The 3,249-nt window shown below is 64.7% G+C and carries 2 protein-coding genes and 1 pseudogene; all 3 read left to right on the forward strand.

Annotation, left to right across the window (positions count from 1 at the left end; all coding sequences use genetic code 11):
* The first annotated feature begins 1,394 nt into the window (after positions 1-1,394).
* Entirely contained in the window at positions 1,395-2,699 is a 1,305-nt protein-coding gene (locus K2Y56_RS12785) for a hypothetical protein (protein ID WP_292507803.1), read from the forward strand.
* On the forward strand, positions 2,699-3,052 hold the full coding sequence (locus K2Y56_RS12790; RefSeq protein WP_292507805.1) for a DUF2958 domain-containing protein: 354 nt from the start codon (positions 2,699-2,701) through the stop codon (positions 3,050-3,052). Before K2Y56_RS12785 ends, K2Y56_RS12790 begins: the two co-directional genes overlap by 1 nt.
* Positions 3,049-3,249: pseudogene (locus K2Y56_RS12795) on the forward strand (hypothetical protein); the annotation flags it as partial. The gene K2Y56_RS12790 and the pseudogene K2Y56_RS12795, both read left to right, overlap by 4 nt.

The following is a 3,249-nucleotide window of genomic DNA, read 5'->3' on the forward strand; positions in this document are numbered from 1 at the left end:
AGTGGTTTAAGGCAGCGGTCTTGAAAACCGCCGTGGGGGCAACTCCACCGTGGGTTCGAATCCCACCCCTTCCGCCAGATATCATTTATAAGCCGCTGATTTAGTTCGTTGTTTTGTCGGAACTATCATAAGAAACCCTCATTTCAGCCCACATTTCATATCGGACTGTGTCGCACGACGCCGGACGTACTCGGACCCCATTTCGGGCCCGGCGCCCACGGATCGGACGGAGAGGGCTGAAAGACCGGCGGCGTCGCACCCCTCCAAGGTGAAGGCGTTTGGTGTCATAGGACAGTCGCGCGTCTTGAGTCTCTCAGGTCGTAGGCAGGCGTCAGAGCGACAGGTGGCTGCCAAGATGAGCGTGTTTCGGCGAGAGGTCATCCACGCCGCGTCCGCACCGTGTCGCGCGTGGTCAGTGCCACCTGAGCGAGGCGTCTGGCCCGTTTCCGATCGTCCACAGCTGCACGGGGCTTGGACAGTCTTGGGGCAGGACCACAGCGCCGTTGCGAAGCTCCTCGGGGGGCGGCCCGGTGCCAGCTGATCGTTGTCGAGCTTCCAGCGATTGAGGGCGGCGCGTTACACCATGCCGGTGCGGATCCTTCAAGCCTCGATCGGCGGGGCGGGGTCGGCGAGATCCACGTCGGGCATCATGGCGAGAGAAGAAGGGGCCTGAGCGATCGGATTGCGTGACATAGGGCGTCCATGCTATCCGAGGTACGATCGGCGCCGTGCGATGACCCGCATGCGAGCCAGACCGCGGCGGCATCTGTAAGTCTTTCGCTTTACAGCGTCTTTCGGATCGCGCATCTTCGTTGGCAGCTGGTTTCTTCAGTCACCGTCCCGTGAGCGGGCGGCATGCTGTTTTAAATGGGAACGCGGGTTCCAAACGCTGGATGGGCCCACGCAATTTCCGGTGCCCGCGCTGCGAACTCGGCTGGCTGCTGCCTACATACATCACCCTCCCCAGCGAGGAGGACGGTGACCGTCCGCACCACCTCCGCCCTACATCCCGACCCTGCAATCCCCTCTGTCCCCTGGCCTACCCGAACGCCACGCTCCGGCGCTGCGGTCGCCGAGGCGCTTCCTGTCCATCCGCTCGTCTCTTCGATCGCTCCACCATGCTGCCGGGTCAGCCAGCACATACGCAGTGCGGCCGTCCCTTAGATACCGCCCCGCGAGCGACCCGGCCGCCCGCTATCGAAAATGCTATCTAAATCGCTGTATTGCTATAAAAATTTAAAATGCTTGAATCCGCTCTCCCCGACTGACTGTATATTATAGATAAATAATCGTCGCTTCAGCTCACGAGTTGATCCTCGCCCGTCAACAACTGCCACCGCTAGCTGAATCTTGATCGTGCCGCGTACCCTGCGGCGTCATCACGGATCAGCTTCATGCCGCTCTCCCGCGCGCCCCTCGTTCCCGCCTCGCTGCTGCGTCGGCACGACTGCTTCATCACCGGCGATACGCGGTTCAGGGCCGCCGCACGCCTGCAGCAGTCCCTCTGGCGCCAGGGGCAAGGGCTACCTGCCGGCCTTCATCGCCCCGGCGGTCGGCACGACATCCCAGCAATCACGCTGGGCTCGTTGCTCACCCTCGCAGACGCGGCCCGCGGCGCGAACTTCTTCAGTCCCGCTGTGCACGCCTACGTCCGCCGCTCGCTCGTACTGAGGGAAGAAGGGGCCTGCGTGAACGTCGACCGGCTGCTTCGCAATACGCTCTCGTCCGAGCCGCTGATCCGCAACGCGCTGGTCCCCCTCGCGCTCGATCTCGACCTCGCCACCGCGGTGTTCCGTAGCTTGCTGCCCACCTTCGTCGACCACGTAACGGCTGTGCGTTTCGAGACCTCCCCGAGCCGCGACCGGAAGGACCCGCACTGGCTCCAGTGTGGCTCCGCGCACGATGCCGCGGTCGAGGTCGTCACCATGGACGGTGAACCAGCCACCGTGTTCATCGAATGCAAGTACAGCGAGGGCTCCGGTCCCGCCGCCACGCATCGCCCGCGCTACGACGTCGTCAGCCGCGAACTCGCCCTTCATCGCGATCCCGACGCCAAGGCCCTGCGCTCCGTTGCCCTGGAGCAGCTGTGGCGCCTGACAATGTTGGCCGGGTTGTGTGTGCGCAACGGCCTCACGCCCCAGGCGCATCTCATAATGCTCTATCCCGCTCAAAACCGGCGCGTCGCGCTGGCCTGCCGCCTCTACGCCGGTGAACTTCTCGATCCCACCGGCACCGACCCGGGGACCATCGGCTTCACCGGGCTCACCCTCGAGGCCTTCGTCGACGCCCTCGCCCAGGCCGGGGCCTCAAGCCAGGCCAACTACCTCCACCGGCGCTACCTCGATCTCACCCCGGTGCTAGACGCGGTACTACGCCATCCTGACTCCACGTCGGAAGGGCCGGACGGTCCCCCGGCCCCTTCATCCCCGTCGGCAACGCCTGCGCCGCTGCTGCTCCTGCCGCCTTCGTCACCTACCGCCATTGCTGGGATCGTGGCGGCTCAGCCCGCGTCGAGCGACCCGGCGCCGGTCAGACCGAGCCGCCCCCAGTGGGCACGGCCCCTGCGGCGCACGCGCGCCTCCATTCCGGCGGCAAGCACGGCTCCGGCTGTCTCCGGCTCCACGGGTAAGCAGTCACGCAAGCCTCGACCAGCGGCGGCTTCATCCCGCCGGTCGGCCGCCGCCCGAGGAGGTCTGTGATGGGCCCCCACCCCTATTTCACGAAGGCGCAACGCCGCCAGCTGCTGCTCAACGGCCAACGCTCCGCTGCTGGCAAAGACATCGACCCGCCGCCCGTGGTGAAACTGTTCCTCCCCGACGGCGCCCTCAGTTGGCTGCTCTCCGAACTCGATCCGACCGATCCCAACCGCGCGTTCGGCCTATGCGACCTCGGCCTCGGCTCGCCTGAGCTTGGCTACGTCGACCTTGCAGAACTTGCGTCTATCCGTGGTCACATCAAACTCCCGGTCAGTCGCGATGTCTACTTCCAGGCCAACAAGCCCCTGTCCGTCTATGCCGCCGAGGCCATTACCGCCAGAAGGATCACGGTATGAGCGATTTACCCCACCTCATTCATCTGGGAGATACTTGCTCCGGCTGGGTCAGCACCACCCTTGGTACGCCCGACGATCCTAACGACGAGTCCGTACCTCACGTCACGCACGATCCCGACACTAGCCAACGATGGCCCGACCCCACCGTGCCGGAACCCGAGTTTCTCATCCTGACGCAATTCTTGTTCGATGCCGTG

Origin of the sequence: Methylobacterium sp., assembly GCF_019745455.1 — a bacterium.
GTDB lineage: Bacteria > Pseudomonadota > Alphaproteobacteria > Rhizobiales > Beijerinckiaceae > Methylobacterium.

What these genes read in the sequence shown, in the direction of transcription:
- K2Y56_RS12785 (WP_292507803.1), top strand. Translation starts at nt 1,395, where the DNA reads ATGCCGCTCTCCCGCGCGCCCCTCGTTCCCGCCTCGCTGCTGCGTCGG.
- K2Y56_RS12790 (WP_292507805.1), top strand. Translation starts at nt 2,699, where the DNA reads ATGGGCCCCCACCCCTATTTCACGAAGGCGCAACGCCGCCAGCTGCTG.